The organism is Mesorhizobium sp. M2C.T.Ca.TU.002.02.1.1 (genome assembly GCF_003997225.1).
Window position 1 is genome coordinate 1 of sequence record NZ_RZTO01000832.1, and the last position, 2617, is coordinate 2617.

Consider the following 2617-nt stretch of genomic DNA (forward strand, 5'->3'; position numbering starts at 1 on the left):
CCCACGGAGCGAATGGATAGAGCACAAGCGCGATCAACGCCGCGATGTAGCCGCCCTTCTTGAAGTCGATCTGGCGCGGGAAGACGTTGGAGAAGTCGAAGGCCGGCGAGACGAAGTTCGCCACGACGTTGATGCCGAGCGTCGCCACCGCGAAGGTGAGCGCCGCAAGGGCCGCCAGGAACCAGCTGTCGAACTTGGCCGAGATCTGGTCGGGATGCAAAAGCACCTCATGGTAGACGTCGTAGGCGGCGATCGTGGTGACGCCGGCGACCAGCGAGAACAGGATGAGGTTGACCGGCAGGCCCCAGATGTTGCCCTTGCGCAGCGCCGCCTTGTCGGGTGCGTAGCGCGCGAAGTCGCAGAAATTGAGGTAGAGGGCCGAGAAGTAGGTCACCCAGATCGCCGCGACGCCGAACAGCGCGGTCCATGATCCCGGATCGCCCGGGATGCCGGCATCGGCGGTCTTCTCGCGCAGCACGTCCATCGGGATGTCGCTGGTGAAGGCGAAGGATCCCGACTTCACGCAAAGATAGATGGCCAGGAGCAGCATCATCACCCAGACGGCCGGGCCGGCCCAGTCCTGGAAGCGTCTCACCGTTTCCATGCCCTTCTGGATGATCAGAAGCTGCAGCGCCCAGATGACGACGAAGCAGATCACTTCCAGGGTGGAATGGCCGAGCATATGCGAGCTCTTGTTGAACTCGTCGAACCATTGCAGTCGCGTCAGCAACGCCACGATTGCGCCCGACGCCGCGGCCGTTTGGGCGCCGTACCAGAAGCAGGCGACGATGGCGCGCACCAGCGCCGGGACGTTGGCGCCCCAGATGCCGAAGGAGGCGCGGGCAAGCACGGGGTAGGGCACGCCGGTCTTCACGCCGGCATAGCCGACCAGGTTCATCAGGCCGTAGATGATCAGCGAGCCGATGCCGATGGCGACGATGAAGTTGACGAAGCCGCCGCAGAACAGAAACAGGCTTGCCGCCAGGTAGTAGCCCCAGAGGCTGTGGACGTCCGAGGTCCAGACGTTGAAGATCGAAAACGGTCCCCAGTTCCTGACCGTTGCGGGAGCCAGATCCTCGTTATAGAGGTCAGGCGAGGCGCCTTGAATGGTCATTGCAAGTGTTCCCCTTGTTGCAAAACGCGCCCTCACGCGTTTGACCGGGGAGGTTAAGCCTGACCTTGGGGAACCGGCAAGCAACCCATTTGCCGGCTTTCGCCTTAAAGATATTCAACGAGAATCGTCGTTATCCGACGACTCCGGGCTTGAACCGAGCTGAGTCGCCTAAAGTGCGTTTGCGCTGAAAAGGATTCAGGCGACGCGCTGCAAGCCTTTGTTTTGATGCATGTCGTTGTTCCAGAACCGCTGCGCACTGCTGGGCAACATGCATTAGCGTTTTTCTTGCAGGCCGGCGGTTCCGAACTTTTTCCGTCGGCAACCAAATTTGTTTGGAACCCATTCGCGAGACGTGCGTTTAATGAAGTTCGACTGCGCTGCGGTCGACCGGGAGGATAATCATGGATCGCTTGCATTTCTTTACCCCTGTGCGAATTGCGCGTGGGCAGGGATACCCTGTGGAGGAAGTCGATAGCGTCTCCGAGGCGATGGTATTCCTGCGGAAGTGGCCAACGGGACGACGCGGCCCGGTTTATCAATGCGCCCTGAATTGCTGTGCGGCGGCGGTGTCGGGCAAGATGTCGGCCGAGGAAGCGCGCAAAGCCTTTGTCGGTTTCGCCCGCATCACCCGGCTCCTTGACGACGACATGGCGTTGCCGCTGGGTGGCGCGTCGATGGACAATGTCTACGCCTTGAGGCGGTAGGATCTTCCGGCGCGCTTGCCAGATGTTGACGAAGCGTCGGCCTACGGCCGACGCAGGCTTCACTTTGTTTGCATTCCTGCTTGTGCTTGGCCACTTCTCCGCATGGCTCGGCGGACGTTCTGATCGATCAGAATAGGCCGGAACCCGGTTGCGGCTCAGCAATGCTTCCGCCGGAAAGCAACACCGTTCGGTCGATCATATTGAGCCATGGCTTTAAAGCACTTCATCGGGATAGACGCCCCACAAGTCGGTCTGTTTGACGAAGCCGGACGCATCCCCTAGCGCTACGGCGCACCATTTTCCGTCACACCATGTCAGTTTGACCCGGACGCGAGGCTCGAGCCACGCAGTGATGCGACCATCGATTGCCGGTTTGTTGCGCAGCGCAACATTGTTCTTCGTCCAGGGAGCGACAATGCCCGTTCTGCGTCCCGACAGGAGCGGTCCGAATATCCATCCGGTGGTTCCCTCCCAATCCCTCACGCGCCGCCAATTGCCGTATTGTTGATAGATTTCCAGCGGGATGCCCGGGCGTGTCATGACCCATTGGATGTCGTAGCCGGTGCCCGGTCCGACGCGCAGGTTGGCGGATGAGGCTTTGAGCGAGACGAAGCGAGGCAGGGGAAGAGTTCTGACCTCCGCCCGCGGCCCGACCATCGGTGCGGGTATCGAGATCAGCGCGGTTGTAAGAATGAGATGGGCGAGGACGGATCGCAGCCAGCGGACCGTGGGGAAGCCGAGCGGCGCTTCGGAATTCATGGTCGTTCACTTACGGATGCGGAAGGGATTGATCGTTATC

3 protein-coding genes are annotated in these 2617 nt (G+C 60.7%); 1 reads left to right on the top strand and 2 read right to left on the bottom strand.

Translation table 11 applies throughout. The annotated features are described in order from the left end of the window. The coding region (locus tag EOD07_RS30075; protein WP_127237906.1) for an NCS1 family nucleobase:cation symporter-1 at positions 1-1114 on the bottom strand (1114 nt) is incomplete at its 3' end. Positions 1115-1515: 401 nt separating this feature from the next. On the opposite strand from EOD07_RS30075, the gene EOD07_RS30080 reads away from it, so the two are divergent. Continuing rightward, positions 1516-1818: a DUF982 domain-containing protein gene (locus EOD07_RS30080; RefSeq protein ID WP_073986813.1), complete on the top strand. Its 303-nt coding sequence runs from the start codon at positions 1516-1518 to the stop codon at positions 1816-1818. 213 nt (positions 1819-2031) lie between these two features. On the opposite strand, the gene EOD07_RS30085 is transcribed toward EOD07_RS30080, so the two are convergent. After that, entirely contained in the window at positions 2032-2577 is a 546-nt protein-coding gene (locus EOD07_RS30085) for an SH3 domain-containing protein (RefSeq protein WP_073986814.1), read from the bottom strand. Between the last annotated feature and the right edge of the window lie 40 nt (positions 2578-2617).